This window comes from Cellulosimicrobium sp. NPDC057862 (assembly GCF_042797035.1).
GTDB lineage: Bacteria > Actinomycetota > Actinomycetes > Actinomycetales > Cellulomonadaceae > Cellulosimicrobium.
In genome coordinates, this window is the sequence record NZ_JBHVMH010000004.1 from 117,319 (window position 1) to 131,429 (window position 14,111).

The window sequence follows — 14,111 nt, forward strand, 5'->3', positions numbered from 1 at the left end:
GACGTACCGTCGGAGGAAGGCACGGTCACGCAATGAAGCACACCACGCCGGCGACCACCGGTTCCCCGTCCGGCACTCAGGGAGGTGCTCTGAACTCGTCAGCCCGCCGCAGCAGGGTCAAGGACACCGCGACCGCCCTGCTCGTCGTCGCGACCGTCCTCGCGGGGGCCCTCGGTCCCATGCAAGCGGCCGTCAACGGCCAGCTCGGCAAGACGATCGGCGACGGGCACGCCGCCGCGCTCATCTCGTTCGGGACCGGCCTGGTCCTCATGTTCGTCGTCGTGTTCGCCCGCCCGGCCACCCGGCGCGAGGCGCTCGCGATCCCCGGCCTGATCCGCTCGCGCACGATCCCGTGGTGGAACTACCTCGCGGGACTGTGCGGGGCCGTCATCGTCCTCTCGGAGGGCGTGACCGTCGGCGTCCTCGGCGTCGCGACGTTCCAGATCTCGCTCATCTCCGGCCTCGTGATCTCGGGCGTCATCTGCGACCGCCTCGGCGTCACGGCGTCGGTCAAGCAGCCCCTCACCACGACGCGCCTCCTCGGCGCGGCGCTCGCCATCGCGGCGACCGTCGTCGTCATCTCGCCGAGCTTCTCCGTGCCGCACACGATCGTCCTCGCGATCATGCCGTTCGTCGGCGGCCTGCTCGCGGGCTGGCAGCCCGCCGGGAACGCGGCCGTCGCCGACGTCACCGGGTCGATGCTCGTCTCGATCGGCTGGAACTTCCTCGTGGGCTTCACCGCCCTGCTGATCGCGTACCTCGTGCGCGCGGCCGTGGGCGGCGTCGACTTCCAGCTCCCGAGCGAGTGGTGGATGTACCTCGGCGGTCCGCTGGGCCTGCTGTCCATCGCGCTCATGGCGCTCCTCGTGCGCGGCCTCGGGCTGCTCCTGCTCGGCCTCGCCTCGGTCGCGGGCCAGCTCGTCGGCTCGCTCGTCCTGGACGCCGCGATCCCGGCGCTGGGCCACACCGTGCACGTCGCGACCGTGATCGGCACCGTCATCGCGCTCGTGGCCGCCGGGATCGGCATGATCCCGTCGGGCAAGGCGGCCCACCCCGACGAGCCGGGCGACGGCGATCGCGAGGACGCCGTGGCCGCGGCGGTCGCGGGCGGCGAGGCGAGCGGTCGATGAGCGTCACGCCCGCCGGCCATGTGCAGACGGTCACCGGCCGCGCCGCGGCCGCCGACCTCGGCCTCACGCTCCCGCACGAGCACCTGTTCAACGACCTGTCGGGCGTGCTCGACCCGCCGAGCTACCGCTTCTCCGAGGCGGTCGTCGAGGCTCCGGTCTCCGCGTCGGTCGCGTGGGCGCTGCGCCAGGACCCGTACTGCTGCGCGGACAACATCGCCGACAAGCCGGTCGCCGCGGTCGCGGCGGAGCTCGAGAGCTTCGCCGCGCTGGGCGGGCGCACGATCGTCGACGCGACGTCGAGCGCGGCGATCGGGCGCAACCCCGAGCGCCTCGCGGAGGTGGCCCGCCGGACGGGCCTGCACGTCGTCGCGGGCTGCGGCGCGTACCTCGAGAAGTTCGAGGGCGACCGCATCGCCGCCGCGGCGGTCGACGCGCAGGCGGCCGCGATCGTCGCCGAGCTGGTCGACGGCATCGGCGAGACCGGCGTGCGGCCCGGGGTCATCGGCGAGATCGGCGTCTCGCCGTCGTTCACGGCGGGCGAGGCCGCGTCGCTGCGCGCGGCGGCCCTCGCGCAGCGCGAGCACCCGCACGTCGCGCTCCAGGTGCACCTGCCGGGGTGGCAGCGACGCGCGCACGAGGTGCTCGACCTCGTGCTCGACGAGGTGGGCGTGCGGCCCGAGAAGGTCGTGCTGTGCCACATGGACCCGTCCGCGGACGACCCGGACTACCAGCGGTCCGTGGCCGAGCGCGGCGTCTGGCTCGAGTTCGACATGGTCGGCATGGACATCACCTTCCCGAAAGAGGGCGTCTCCCCCGACCCGCACACGACCGCGGCCGCCGTGCAGCGCCTCGTGGAGGATGGGCACGCGGGCCAGGTGCTGCTCAGCCACGACGTGTTCCTCAAGCAGATGTGGGTGCAGCACGGCGGCAACGGGTTCGCGTACGTCCCGACCGTGTTCACCGAGATGCTCGCCGCCCGGGGCGTGCCGCGCGACGTGCTCGCCCGCCTCACGCACGACAACCCGGTGGCGATGCTCACCGCGTGACGGCGGATCCGCCGTCGGCTCGCACACCGCCGCACCCCAGGCCGGGTCCCGACGCTCACGTCGGGGCCCGGCCGTCGCGTCCCCGGGACCTCCGGCCCTGGTCACGGGCCTGCGCTCTGAGAGGATCGGCGCATGAGACGACGACGTGCCCTCCCGACCCTCGTGGCCGCCGTGGCCGCCACCGCGCTCGTGCTCGCCGGTTGCTCCGGCGGCTCCCCCGAACCCTCCGCGCTGGACGCCCTGCTCGGCCGTCACGACCTCGCAGGGCTCAGCGGCCAGGAGGTCGTGGACCGTCTCGAAGGGCTCGAGACGGCCGACCGGCCGACCGACCTCGTCGCCTCGGTCCACGCGGCGGAGCTCGTGCTCGCGGACGAGTCGTACGAGACCACGGTCCCGCTGCCCGAGGACACGTTCTACCTCTCTGTCGCACCCTTCGTGGACAAGACGCACGAGTGCTTCTACCACTCGCTGACGACGTGCCAGGGCGAGCTCGCGGACGAGCCTGTGTCCGTCACGGTCGTCGACGCGGCCACCGGCGAGGTCCTCGTCGAGGAGGACACGACGCTCGGCGCGAACGGGTTCGTCGGCCTCTGGCTCCCTCGCGACGTGGACGCCGAGCTGCGTGTGGAGCACGAGGGGCGGGTCGGCACGACGACCGTCTCGACGGGCGACGACGACCCCACCTGCCTCACGACGCTCCAGCTCGCCTGACACGGGGCGGAGCGGGTCACGCGCGGGGGTGCGCCCAGGCCAGCGCGTCCGCGATCCCGCCGCGCCAGCACGCGTCGTCGTGGCCGCCGTCGTACTCGCGGTACGCGACGTCGCACCCCGCCGCGCGCAGCCGCTCGACGGCGGCCGGGTGGTCCGGCTGCAAGACCCACTCCTGCCGCCCGACCTCGACCCAGGCCCGCGCCCCGGCGAGCGCACCGGGCGCGAGACCGGCGCTCGGGTCGCCCTGCCACAGCGACGCCGACTGGCTGATCGCCGCGCCCACCCGGTCGGGGTGCGCGGCGAGCACGCGCAGGGACGTGAGGGCGCCGAGCGACTGGCCCGCGACGCTCACGGCGCCGCGGCCGGGACGCACCGGGAAGCGCGCGCGGGTCCAGTCCAGGAGATCGTGCGCGAGGTAGGCGTCGACGTCGCCGCCCCCGTCGAGGTCGGCCCAGCGTCGCTCGCGCGACCCGGCGTCGAGCAGGACGGCGCGCAGCGGCCGCACGGCGCCGTCGTGGTGCAGGTTGTCGAGCGTCGTGGCGAGGTCCTGCGGCCCGGTCCACGCGTCGCCGTCGAGCACGAGCACGACGTCGGTCGCGGTGCCCTCCGGCACGGGCGGCTCGTACACCCAGGCGCGCCGGCCCCCGGGCGCCGTGTGCTCGACCACCCGGCCGCGCGCGACCCCGGGTCGCGGCTCGAGGTACGGCTGCGGGGGCGCGTCGGGGAGCTCGACGACGGACTGCACCCGACCCGCGCGGTTGCGGCACGTGCGGGGGTTGCGCGGGTCCGGGCGCCCGGCGACGTCCAGCGCGCGCCGCAGCGCCGCCTGGTCGGGCGCGTCCCACGGCGGCGGACCCTCGTCGTGGTGCGCGAGCACGGCGTACGAGGCGCGCCAGGTGCTCCCCATCCGGTAGGCGAGGTGCCACACGTCCGTCCCGGCCACGCGCGCCATGAGGCTCGCTGCGAGGTCCCGCTCGTCGGTGAGGCGGTTGACGAACAGCAGTACCGCGCGCGCGTCCGCGTCGCGCACGAGGAAGGTCGCCACCGCCTCGCCCGGGCCGGCGACCTCCACGACGGGCGTGGTCGGCGCCACCTGCGCCCAGAGCTGTTCGACGACGGCGTCGCGGTCCTCGGGCAGGGCCGCCGCGAGCGCCGCCTCGAGCCGCTCGACCACGGGCCCGACGACGCGCGGCGCCGGCGCCGGGCGCGGCACCTTGGGCGGGGTGCGGCGAGGCCTCCCGGCGGCCGGGTCGGGTGATGGCGCCGGGTCGGGGTGCGGTGGCACGCGGTCGCTCCTTCGGGCGGTTGCGGGACGCGGCGACTGTACCCGGGCGCACGACGGCGCCCGCCGCACGCGGGGTGCGACGGGCGCCGTCGGGGTGCGACGGGACGAGGCGTCAGGGCGTGCCCGCGTAGGAGAGCACGAGCTCCTCGGTGACGGTCTCGCCGTCGCGCTCGGTCGTCGCCGTGACGGTCACCTCCCCGGACGGGGCCTCGACGAGCCGGGTCGCGAACGCCTGGTAGGCGTTCTTCCCGGGCGCGACGTCGGCGTACTCCTTGCTCCCGTACGACGTCGCCAGCGTGATGTCGACGGGGGTGTCGTCCTCGTTGAGCACGCGCACGGCGACGTACTGCTTGCCGCCCATCGTCCGCAGCTCGGCCTCGGCCGCGAGGTCGATCGCCGGACCCTCGTCGACGAGCGCGCCCTGCCAGACGACGAGGTCGTCGATCTTCGACGCGAGGAGCGCGCGGTCACCCGCGGCCGCGGACAGGTGGTCGACGAGCGACCGCGCGCCGCCGAGGACCTGGACCGCGGTGGCCGGGTCGCCCGCCTCGGCCGCGGTGCGGGCGCTGCCGAGCAGGGACGAGATCGCACCCGCGATGACGCCGTCGCCCACGGCGGACGTGTTCAGACCGGCCACGACGCCGTCGACCTCGGGGAACGTCACGCAGTTGCCGCCGCCCTCGACGACGCCCGCGGTCCACTCGACGCCCGCGAGCACGTGCTCGCGGAACAGCGGGTCGGTCCACGACGCGTCGGTGTGCCCGGCGCCCTCGTACCAGGAGCGTCCGCCCTCGAAGTTCTGGCACCAGGAGATCGGGTGGTCCTCACCCATCGCGCCGTTGCCCGGGGAGTACGTCGACTCGTCGAGGGTGAGGAGCACGTGCACGTCCTCGCGCGGGTTGGTCGAGTAGTTGTACCACTCGTCGAACCGCTCCCAGGCGGCCGGCAGGTGCGCGGTCGAGGGGTGCGCCGGGCTCTCCACGCGCATGGTCGCGGTCTGCTGCTGCGGGTGGGCGACGAAGCGCGCGCCCCCGCCGGTCAGCTCGCTGTACCAGGGGACGGTGTGCATCGTGTCGGTCGCGGCATGCAGCCCGACGAACCCGCCGCCCGCGTGGATGTAGCCCTGGAGGGCCGCGAGCTCGGTGTCGTCGAGCAGGCGGGGTGTCGCGGGGTTCAGCGAGTTCGTGTTGTCCACGGGCGAGACGAAGACCAGGGTCGCGTACTGCGACAGGTCCTCGGCGCTCGTGAACGGCGTCGAGCCCATCGTGAGGTCGGGCTGCCCCGGCGACCCGCTCCCCCACCAGCCCGCGGAGTCGTTCGGCGGGTCCCACACGTCGACCGTGAAGCCGTTGTCCTCACCGAGCTCGATCAGCGCGCGCGTCGTGTCGTCGATGTGCGAGTGCCGGAACCCGAGCGTCTTGCCGACGACGAGGATCTTGTAGTCCTCCTCGTCCGCGGCCGCCGGGCCTGCCGCCACGAGCGTCGCGCCGCCCGCGAGGGGCAGCGCGACCGCCGCCGCCACCGCCCGTCTGATCGTCGTGCCGCTGAACAAATCCATGCGTGCTTCTCCCTCGTCGTCGAGAGCGCGAGCCGGGCGTTCGATCACCGGGCGACCTCCAGGCACTCCCCGGGCCCGGCGGCGCGCGCACTCCTGCGTGCGTGGACGTCGGCTGCTGCCGATGCAGCGAGTTTTGACGGCGACCGATCAAAAGTCAAGGATTCAACGACCTGGCCGAGGCGATCTCACCCGCCCTCCGCGACCACCCCGTGGCCGACGCCCCGCCACAGCGGACGCACAGGGTCACCACAGGCACGACCACGCGAGGAGCGGGACGCTGGGTCCATGACCGCAGCCACCGCCCCCGTCGGCCGCCCCGACCAGCCACGCCTCACGCGCCCGGACGGCTCCCCCGTCCGCGTGCTCGTGGTCGACGACGAGCCCAACCTCGCCGAGCTGCTCACCTCGGCGCTGCGCTACGAGGGCTGGGACGTCTCGACCGCGCTCGACGGGAACTCCGCGATCCGCACCGCCCGTGAGACCGGTCCGGACGTCGTCGTCCTCGACGTCATGCTCCCCGACATGGACGGCCTCACCGTGCTCCGCCGGCTGCGCGAGCGCGACACCGACGTCCCGGTCCTCTTCCTCACCGCGCGCGACGCCGTCGAGGACCGCGTCGCGGGGCTCACCGCCGGCGGCGACGACTACGTGACCAAGCCGTTCAGCCTCGAGGAGGTCGTCGCCCGGCTGCGCGGGCTGCTGCGCCGGGGCGGCGCGACCGCCCAGCGCGAGGACTCCGTGCTCGTCGTCGGCGACCTCGAGCTCGACGAGGACGCGCACGAGGTCCGCCGCGCGGGCGAGGAGGTGCGCCTCACGGCGACCGAGTTCGAGCTGCTGCGCTACCTCATGCGCAACCCGCGCCGCGTGCTGTCCAAGGCACAGATCCTCGACCGCGTCTGGAACTACGACTTCGGCGGTCAGGCCAACATCGTCGAGCTCTACATCTCCTACCTGCGCCGCAAGATCGACAAGGGTCGCGAGCCCATGATCCACACGCTGCGGGGCGTCGGGTACGTGCTCAAGCCCGCGAACGGCGCCGACGCGTGACCGACGCCCGGCGTGAGCGCGTCCCGGCACGTCCCCGGACCGGGGACGGCGCGCCCCGGCGGCGGCCGACGGCGTTGCGCCGTCGTCTCGTGCTCGTGCTCGCGGCGGTCGTGCTCGTCGTGACGCTCGGCATCGCCACCGCGTCGACGGCGCTGCTGCGCTCCCAGCTCGTCGCGCAGGTCGACCACGAGCTCGAGCAGGCGAGCGAACGGCTCGCGCAGGGCTTCGGCGAGAGGCCCGGAGGGCAGGGGCCCGGGCAGCCCTCGGACGGGTCCGGCGAGACGCCCGCCCCCGTGCCGACCGACCTGCCCGACGTCGACGACCCGTCGCGGTTCCCCGCCGGCACAGGACCGGGCAGCGCCGTCCTGCGGTACGACGACGGGGAGGTCGTGCTCGCCGAGTACGTGACGACGTCGCTCGAGCGCGTCACGCTCGACGCCGCCCAGATCGCGGCGCTCGAGGAGGTCCCCGCCGACGGGAGCGCGCACGACGTCGACCTGCCGGACCTCGGGTCGTTCCGTGCCGTGCACCGGACGACGGACGACGGCCAGCCCGTCGTCGTCGCGTCGAGCACGGCGACCGTCGACGCGACGGTCGAGGACTACGTGCTCGTCGAGGTCGCGCTGGGTGCAGCAGGCCTGCTCGCCGCCGTGCTCGTCGGCTGGTGGCTCGTGCGTCGCTCGCTCCGGCCGCTCGACGACGTCGCCGCCGCCGCGGGCCGCGTCTCGGAGCTCGAGCTCGCGCAGGGCGAGATCGACGCCATCCCCCGCGTCCCCGACGACCTCACCGACGAGCGCACCGAGGTCGGGCAGGTCGGCGCCGCGCTCAACCGCATGCTCGAGAACGTCGAGACCTCGCTCCAGGCCCGCCACGACTCCGAGACCCAGGTGCGACGGTTCGTCGCCGACGCGAGCCACGAGCTGCGCACCCCGCTCGCCTCGATCCGCGGCTACGCAGAGCTCGTGCGCCGCTCGCCCGACGACGTCCCGCCCGCCACCGCGCGCTCGCTCGACCGCATCGAGTCCGAGGCCGTGCGCATGACCGGCCTCGTCGAGGACCTGCTGCTCCTCGCCCGGCTCGACGCGGGCCGGCCGCTCGACCGTGCGCCCGTCGACCTCGCGGCGCTCGCCGTCGACGCGGTCATGGACGCCCACGCCGCCGGGCCCGACCACGACTGGGCCCTCGACCTGCCCGGCGAGGACCTCGACGTCGACCTCGCGACCGACCCGCCCGACGGGTTCGACGACGCGACGGACGACCTGGATCACGCCCGCGCGGCGCACGGCCCCCGTGGGCAGGACCCGGACGAGGACGTCGACCTCGAGATCACGGGCGACGAGGCGAGCGTGCGGCAGGTGCTCGCGAACCTCCTCGCGAACGCCCGCACGCACACCCCGCCCGGCACCCACGTCGAGGTGCGGCTCACGACCGACGGCGACGACGTCGTCCTCTCCGTCACCGACGACGGCCCCGGCATCCCCGCGACCCTGCGCCCCACGCTCTTCCGCCGCTTCACGCGCGGCGACGACGCGCGCAACCGCACCGGCGGCTCCACCGGCCTCGGCCTCGCCATCGCCGACGCGATCGTCACCGCCCACGGCGGGACCGTCGCCGTGTCGTCGTCCACCCCCGACGAACCCGGCCCCACGGGCACGACCTTCACGGTCCGCCTCCCCCGCTGATCGCGCCGGAAGTGTGGGTGGCTGCGTGAACGATGTGACGCATGTTCTGGGATGCACGACGACCCGACACCGCCTATATCGTGGGTCTGCTTCAGACCGACGGCAGCCATGACGGCGACCCGAACCACAGGGGACGGATCGCGCTGGAGCTCTCCGCGCGAGACCGTGACGTGCTCGACGCAATCTCGTCGTTGCTCCCGTGCTACTCGTCCGTCCGGCTCAGGCAACGCGCGACGAACTTCAGCGCGGACTACGCCACGGCGGTACTAGGGATCTTCGACCAGACTGCCCGACAGCAACTGGCCTCGCTCGGCGTCACACCAGGACGAAAGAGCTCCACCATCGGTCCACCACCTGCGCCCTTCTCAGCGCCGGACTACGTCCGTGGCGTGCTCGACGGTGACGGGTCTGTGGGGTTCACAGCAACCGGCGTTCCCTTCGTCAGCCTGGTCACCGCGAGTCCGTCGCTCGCTACGTACTTCTGCTCGGTGATTGCAGACGTCTGCGGTGTACGAAGGAGCGCAAAGCCGAACACACGTGACGGTGTCATGAACATCATGGTCGCGAACATCGCCGCCGCCACCCTCGCTCGATGGGCTTGGCACTCGCCAGGCGCTCTCGGCATCGGCCGCAAGCAACGGCTCGCGGAGGCCGTCGCGGCGTGGCGACCGGAACCGGGCCGCGAGAGTCGGTACGGGATCGTGCGCAAGCCCTGGACACCAGCCGAGGATGCGATCGTCCTCAAGCTTCCGCCGGACGAATCCGCCGACGCGCTCGGACGAACAGTACAGAGCATCTCGATGCGACGTTGGCGGCTGCACAAGGCAGAGGCCGCCATCGCTCCACGCCGTCCATGACGATGGATCGTCGCGGTCTGGTGCGCGCGGGAGGACTCGAACCCCCGACGCCCGGCTCCGGAAGCCGGCGCTCTGTCCGCTGAGCTACGCGCGCTGGTGCTCCTTAACGTCGAGCAGACGGGACGCGAGGCGTCCAGGTGCCCTCGGAGGGAGTCGAACCCCCGTCTCCGCTTCCGTAGAGCGGCGTCGTGTCCGTTGGACCACGAAGGCAGTGCTTTTCACCGCAGACGCACGACAAATGCGCGCCGACGGCGATCGAGCAGAATGGCAGCACGACAAATGCACCCTGCTCGGGCGCATTCATGCACAAGAAAAAGGCCGCCCCGGCGATGTCCCGGGACGGCCTGTCGAACGACGCTGTGGTCAGACGACAGGACCGCCGGAGTCGCCGGCGAGGAACGAGGACACGCTGAGATACGCCACGGGCAGCACGACGCGCGGCTGCTCGCAGGGCAGCACGGGACGTCGCCGGTCCTGCTGGACGGGTTCGCGCACGGCACTGCTCCTCTCGGTCATGTCGGGTGGCCCACGCACCGGAATGTCGTCGACCGAGGAAGACCGTACGCGCCTTTCCCGATCGACACAACCCCATTTCCGGAATTCGACAGGAATTCCTTGGCCGGGGCCTCGTGGGCCGGTCGGGGGCCCACCGGCCGCCGCCTTTTCCTGCCCGTCGCCGGGCTCGTGCGCTCCCCGTGCCCGGTGGCACCTCCAGCTCGCTCGTCGCCTCCCGGACGCGACGGCCGGGAGCGTCCCCTCGCCAGGGCTCTGCGGGGCAGGCGCGACCGGAGCAGCCTGCGCTTGGCACACTTTTTAATCGTGACGCGTGTGCCCGACGTTCCGGACGATCGACCGGGTCTGTCGGCGGCACCCGGTAGGGTTCCGGACGTTCCGGACACACCTCCCGACGCCGACGAACCGCGCGGCCGGGCCGACGACAGGAGACCCGCCGCCATGATGGGCGCCCACCACGCCGCGACCGGAGCCGCCGCCTGGGTGGCGGTGACGTCCACCGCCCCGTTCGCGCTCGGGTGGCATCCCGTGTCGTCCGTCGGGGTCATGACGGGCGCGGTCGTCTGCGCCGGGGCCGCGCTCCTCCCCGACGCCGACCACCACAACGGCACGTTCGCGCACTCCCTGCCGCCCGTCAGCGAGTGGGTGTCCGACGCCGTCGAGACGATCTCCGGCGGCCACCGCCAGGGCACGCACTCGTTCCTCGGCATCGCCGTGTTCACCGCGCTCGCGTGGCTCGTGGGTCTGGTCACGGTCGAGACGGAGAGCTTCGGCACGGTCTACGTGGGCGGTGGCGTCCTCGCGGTCCTGCTCGTCGCGCTCGCGCTCAAGGCGCTCAAGCTCACGCGGCGCGGCAAGCTCATGCCGTGGGTCACGTCTCTCACGATCGCCGCCCTCGTCGCGCTCTTCTCGCCCGAGGAGTGGAACTGGCTCCCGGTCGCCGTCGGGATCGGCGTGACCGTGCACATCCTGGGCGACGTGCTCACCACCAACGGCGCGCCGCTGCTCTGGCCGGTGAAGATCCGCTCCCCGCGCTGGGTGCGCCGGTCCCTCGTCGTCGACGACGTGTGGCGGCCCAGCGGCAGCTTCGCCGTCCCCCTGCTCGGCGACACCGGGTCGGTGCGCGAGTGGATCCTCGCGACGGCCGTCGGCCTCTACGCGACGGTCGGGTTCGTGTGGTCGGCGCTCGACCAGATGGGCTACGACACGTACGGGACGTACGAGCGCGTCGTGTCGGCGATCCAGGCGCTGGCGTCGGGCGTCGCCTGAGCCGCCACGGCTACGGTCACCGTGCGACCCCGGCCGAGTAATTCCCTTGCCCCGTCCCGCCCCGGGTGGGACGGTCGCAGGACGTCGCCCGCGCCGTCGGGCACCGGAGGAAGGAGGAACGCCATGAGCTGGACGACCCACGCTCGCGTGTCCACCACCCCCGGGAGCACCGACCGCCGCTAGGCCGGTCGACGACCGTCCGAGACGGTCCGCGCCCGCCGCCCGCGAGGGGCGGCAGCGCCGTGCGCTCCCCGCCCGAAGGAGCCCACCCGTGCCCGAGCACGACCTGCTGTACCCCGACCCGTACCTCCCGCCGACGTTCGCGGGAGACCCCCGCACTCCCCCGCCCCGCCGCCTGCGGCGCAGTAACCACGCTGCCGACCTCGACGACGCCGGTCCGGCCACGGGCGTGCTCGACGCCGCGCTCGGCGACGACCAGCGCTGGTCCACGTGGTCCGCCGTCGAGAAGGGCCAGCGCGGACCCGAGCCACGCCCCGACTGGGTCGTGACCGCCGACGCGGCCGTCGACACCGAGCTGGGCGTGCTCAAGACCGGCAAGGAGGCGGACGTGTTCCTCGTCGAGCGCGCCGTCCCCGGCGACGCCGCCCGGCGATCGCTGCTCGCCGCCAAGCGCTACCGGGACCTCGACCACCGCGCGTTCCGGCGCGACACCGTCTACACCGAGGACCGCCGCGTGCGCCGCACGCGCGACCGGCGCGCGCTCGACCGCAAGTCCCGCTACGGCCGCCAGGTCGCGGCCGGGCAGTGGGCCGCGGCCGAGTTCGCCGCCCTCGGCGAGCTGTGGTCGGCGGGCGCCCCCGTGCCCTACCCGGTGCAGATCGACGGCAACGAGATCCTCATGGAGTTCGTCGGCACGTCGGACGGCGACGGGCACGAGGCCGCGCCCCGGCTCGCGCGCACCCGCCCCGACCCGGACCTGCTCGCGTCGTGGTGGGACCAGCTCCGCGACGGCATGGCCGTGCTGGCCCGGCTCGGCTTCGCGCACGGCGACCTGTCCCCGTTCAACGTCCTCGCGGACGGCGACCGGCTCGTCATCATCGACCTGCCGCAGGTCGTCGACCTCGTGGCCAACCCGTTCGGCACGGAGCTCCTGCTGCGCGACTGTCGCACGATGTCCGCGTGGTTCGCCGCGCGCGGGCTGGACACCGACGCCGACGAGCTCTTCGCGCTGCTGCTCGCCGAGGCGTGGTGACGGCACGACGACCGGAGGACGCGGCGCACGGCGTGGGACGATCGCCGCGTGCTGCGCCTTGCCCTCGTCGGCCTCGACTCGTCCCACGCCGACCACTACGTCCGGCTCGTCGAGGTCGAGCGGCGCTGGCCGGGCCTGCGGGTCGTCGCTCTCGTCGACGGCGAGCCGGCCCGACGCGCGGAGCTCGCCGCGGCGGGCGGGCTGTCCGTCGGCGCGGGTGAGGTCACCGTGCCCGACGTCGTCGGGCGCGTCGACGCGGCGATCGTCGCCCACCGCGCGGGCCGGCTCCACGGCGCCGCGGCCCGCACGCTCCTGCGCGCGGGCGTCCCGGTGCTCGTCGACAAGCCGTTCGCGGCATCGGTCGCCGACGCGCGGGCCACGCTCGCCGTGGCCCGCGCCCACGGCACGGCCGTGACCACGGCGTCCGCGCTGCGGTTCGCGCCCGAGGTCGTGGCCGCGCGCGCCGTCCTCGCGGCCCGCACGGCCGACGCGGCGACGACATCACCCGGGGCGGTCGTGGAGGTGTCCGGGCCCGCCGACCCGGCCGACGAGCGGGACGGTTTGTTCTTCCTCGGCATCCACGTCGTGGAGGCGGCCCGCGCCGTGGTCGGCGGCCCGAGCGGCGCGGGGTGGGCGGCGCCCGTCGTGACGACCTCGGCGGACGGGGTCGTCGCGATCACACGGCTGGGCGGCGTCCCCGTCCGGTTGCGCTTCCTCGACCCGGGTACCCACCCGACCGCGGGGTTCACGGTCGCCGTGCGCACGCCGCGCGGCGTCGAGCGCTCCGAGGTCGTGCTCGACGCCGACTACCTCGCCCCGGTGGTCGAGCACGCCCTCGCGGCCCTCGCGCCGACGGCCGGCACGACCGTCGGCACGACGGTGCGCACGGCGGGCGCCGACGAGGACACCGCCCGGATCGAACCCGAGCACGCGACGATCCTCGCCGACCTCGCGCTCCTCGAGCAGGTCACCGCGGCCCTGCCCGCCTGACGCCGGGCCGGGGGCGCCCGGCCGCGCCGACGCCGGACGGACGGGGTAGAACGGGACCATGGATCCCTCCACCGAGTCCTTCGACGCCGACGACGTCCAGACGTTCCTCACGACCTACGGGGTCGCGCTCTCGACGGGAGACCTCGACACGATCGGCGAGAGCTACGCGTTCCCGGCGCTCGTGGTCGGGTCGACCGGGTCGGTGCTCCTCGCCGACCCGGAGGACGTGCGCGAGTCGACCACCGAGACCGCGCGCGGGTTCCGCGAGCGCGGCCTGGTCGGCGTCGTCGCGCACCTCGAGGACGTCGAGGAGGTCGGCGACACGCTCGTGTGGGCGCGCGTGCGCTGGAGCTACCGCGACGAGTACGCGAACGAGCAGGAGGCGCAGGAGGTCCGGTACCTGCTGCGCCGCGCACGCGACACGTTCGAGGTCTGCGTCGCCGCACCGATCGCCCGGTAGCCCGGCTCCCGAGGAGCTGTCAGCACGCCACGGGCGCCCGGACCGCTCGGACGCTCGCAGGGCGCGGTTCAGGACAGCCGGTTGTCGCGGTCCTCCCACGGCGTCGACGTCGCCGCCTTGTGCGGGGCGCCGTCGTCGGGCCGCAGCGCCCGGACGACGAACGACCCCGCGGCGAGCACGACGCCGCCGGTGAACGCGACCTGCAGCACGGTGAGCAGCAGGCCCACGAGCCACGTGCCGGTGAACGAGTAGGTGAGGTTCGCGAGACCGACGTTCTGGACGAGGGCGCTCCCCACGGTGAGGCCGACGCCGGTCCAGAACATCGTGCGGGCGCTGAGCCGAGGCGGCAT

General features: G+C 74.0%; 14 protein-coding genes and 2 tRNA genes. 10 read left to right on the forward strand and 6 right to left on the reverse strand.

The window, feature by feature from the left end:
• The first annotated feature begins 32 nt into the window (after positions 1-32).
• From ACFVN3_RS07670 to ACFVN3_RS07680, 3 genes are all read left to right on the forward strand, one after another.
• Positions 33-1,130: a DMT family transporter gene (locus tag ACFVN3_RS07670; protein WP_378232178.1), complete on the forward strand. Its 1,098-nt coding sequence runs from the start codon at positions 33-35 to the stop codon at positions 1,128-1,130.
• On the forward strand, positions 1,127-2,176 hold the full coding sequence (locus tag ACFVN3_RS07675) for a phosphotriesterase (protein ID WP_378232179.1): 1,050 nt from the start codon (positions 1,127-1,129) through the stop codon (positions 2,174-2,176). Before ACFVN3_RS07670 ends, ACFVN3_RS07675 begins: the two co-directional genes overlap by 4 nt.
• A gap of 132 nt (positions 2,177-2,308) precedes the next feature.
• On the forward strand, positions 2,309-2,887 hold the full coding sequence (locus tag ACFVN3_RS07680) for a CueP family metal-binding protein (RefSeq protein ID WP_378232180.1): 579 nt from the start codon (positions 2,309-2,311) through the stop codon (positions 2,885-2,887).
• Between the two features lie 16 nt (positions 2,888-2,903).
• Here the strand turns inward: ACFVN3_RS07680 and ACFVN3_RS07685 are convergent, their stop codons facing one another.
• Both ACFVN3_RS07685 and ACFVN3_RS07690 read right to left on the reverse strand, forming a co-directional pair.
• Positions 2,904-4,172, reverse strand: coding sequence for an enterochelin esterase domain-containing protein (locus ACFVN3_RS07685; protein ID WP_378232181.1), 1,269 nt, complete (start codon positions 4,170-4,172; stop codon positions 2,904-2,906).
• 112 nt (positions 4,173-4,284) lie between these two features.
• Positions 4,285-5,730, reverse strand: coding sequence for a ThuA domain-containing protein (locus tag ACFVN3_RS07690; protein WP_378232182.1), 1,446 nt, complete (start codon positions 5,728-5,730; stop codon positions 4,285-4,287).
• 285 nt (positions 5,731-6,015) lie between these two features.
• Here ACFVN3_RS07690 and ACFVN3_RS07695 point away from each other — a divergent pair, with 285 nt between their 5' ends.
• The 3 genes from ACFVN3_RS07695 to ACFVN3_RS07705 are packed head-to-tail and all read left to right on the forward strand — an operon-like array spanning position 6,016 to position 9,316.
• Positions 6,016-6,777: a response regulator transcription factor gene (locus tag ACFVN3_RS07695; RefSeq protein WP_053371312.1), complete on the forward strand. Its 762-nt coding sequence runs from the start codon at positions 6,016-6,018 to the stop codon at positions 6,775-6,777.
• Entirely contained in the window at positions 6,774-8,459 is a 1,686-nt protein-coding gene (locus ACFVN3_RS07700) for a sensor histidine kinase (RefSeq protein ID WP_378232183.1), read from the forward strand. Before ACFVN3_RS07695 ends, ACFVN3_RS07700 begins: the two co-directional genes overlap by 4 nt.
• Positions 8,460-8,500: 41 nt before the next feature.
• Positions 8,501-9,316, forward strand: a complete 816-nt coding sequence (locus tag ACFVN3_RS07705) for a hypothetical protein (RefSeq protein WP_378232184.1) — start codon at positions 8,501-8,503, stop codon at positions 9,314-9,316.
• Between the two features lie 18 nt (positions 9,317-9,334).
• Here ACFVN3_RS07705 and ACFVN3_RS07710 read toward each other — a convergent pair.
• The 3 genes from ACFVN3_RS07710 to ACFVN3_RS07720 form a co-directional block, all read right to left on the reverse strand.
• Positions 9,335-9,410: transfer RNA gene (locus ACFVN3_RS07710), tRNA-Arg, on the reverse strand.
• A gap of 44 nt (positions 9,411-9,454) precedes the next feature.
• Positions 9,455-9,526: transfer RNA gene (locus ACFVN3_RS07715), tRNA-Arg, on the reverse strand.
• A 153-nt stretch (positions 9,527-9,679) separates the two neighbouring features.
• On the reverse strand, positions 9,680-9,811 hold the full coding sequence (locus ACFVN3_RS07720) for a hypothetical protein (protein WP_255318583.1): 132 nt from the start codon (positions 9,809-9,811) through the stop codon (positions 9,680-9,682).
• A gap of 459 nt (positions 9,812-10,270) precedes the next feature.
• Here ACFVN3_RS07720 and ACFVN3_RS07725 point away from each other — a divergent pair, with 459 nt between their 5' ends.
• The 4 genes from ACFVN3_RS07725 (at position 10,271) to ACFVN3_RS07740 (ending at position 13,761) form a co-directional block, all read left to right on the forward strand.
• Positions 10,271-11,098, forward strand: a complete 828-nt coding sequence (locus ACFVN3_RS07725; protein ID WP_378232185.1) for a metal-dependent hydrolase — start codon at positions 10,271-10,273, stop codon at positions 11,096-11,098.
• A gap of 409 nt (positions 11,099-11,507) precedes the next feature.
• The gene (locus ACFVN3_RS07730; RefSeq protein WP_378232356.1) at positions 11,508-12,311 is read left to right on the forward strand and encodes a serine protein kinase RIO; all 804 of its coding nucleotides are present in this window, start codon (positions 11,508-11,510) and stop codon (positions 12,309-12,311) included.
• Positions 12,312-12,359: 48 nt separating this feature from the next.
• The gene (locus ACFVN3_RS07735; RefSeq protein ID WP_378232186.1) at positions 12,360-13,301 is read left to right on the forward strand and encodes a Gfo/Idh/MocA family oxidoreductase; all 942 of its coding nucleotides are present in this window, start codon (positions 12,360-12,362) and stop codon (positions 13,299-13,301) included.
• Between the two features lie 58 nt (positions 13,302-13,359).
• Positions 13,360-13,761: a hypothetical protein gene (locus tag ACFVN3_RS07740; protein WP_378232187.1), complete on the forward strand. Its 402-nt coding sequence runs from the start codon at positions 13,360-13,362 to the stop codon at positions 13,759-13,761.
• A 68-nt stretch (positions 13,762-13,829) separates the two neighbouring features.
• On the opposite strand, the gene ACFVN3_RS07745 is transcribed toward ACFVN3_RS07740, so the two are convergent.
• Entirely contained in the window at positions 13,830-14,111 is a 282-nt protein-coding gene (locus tag ACFVN3_RS07745; RefSeq protein WP_378232188.1) for a hypothetical protein, read from the reverse strand.